The sequence below is a fragment of the Bartonella sp. AA83SXKL genome (assembly GCF_042196965.1).
Classification (GTDB): domain Bacteria; phylum Pseudomonadota; class Alphaproteobacteria; order Rhizobiales; family Rhizobiaceae; genus Bartonella.
Genome location: NZ_JBHIRG010000296.1, coordinates 1 through 592, shown reverse-complemented (window position 1 = coordinate 592; position 592 = coordinate 1). Strand labels below are relative to the sequence as shown.

The window sequence follows — 592 nt, the reverse complement described above, 5'->3', positions numbered from 1 at the left end:
AACACCTGCAGATTTTTGTCATTAAAATTTTGACGCCGATAAAAATATTTTTTTAGGAATGGATGGTTTTTTTGCAGCGCGCTTGCGAAAAGTGGCTTAATTAACGGTTCATTTACTAAAATGGCTGAAATTGTGCTTGATTCAGCACAAATGGAGATAAGATTGTGGCGATTGCGGTAAAAGGTCCTCAGATAAAGGCAGCGGACTTTGTCTATAGAGCACATCAATTTATACGGTGTTTATGGGTTGGACCACTGTTTCGTTGGCGGTTTTCGGGGTTTCGTCCTCATAAAATTTTAGCGCATCCTATTGATTTGCATTTAGCTGATCCGATGATGGCGCATGAATTTTATCATGGTCGTTTTCCTTTTGCAGGTCATATTGTTCATTCTGGTGCTGTTTCTCCTTTTTCATTAGTTCCACCAACGCCGGAATGGGAGGTGGCTTTGCATGATTTTCATTGGTTGCGTCATATGGCAGCAGCGGAGAGTGATTTAGCAGCGGCACATGCACGTGCTCTCTTAGAAGATTGGCTTGATCAATGGGGCAAAAAGGTGAAGGGACTTGCTTGGAGTAGTCCGGTTGTGGCACG

Annotated in this window: 1 pseudogene; it reads left to right on the top strand. The window is 42.9% G+C overall.

The features are described from left to right. Nucleotides 1–164: 164 nt before the first annotated feature. Nucleotides 165–592, top strand: a pseudogene (locus ACFINO_RS11240) (heparinase); the annotation flags it as partial.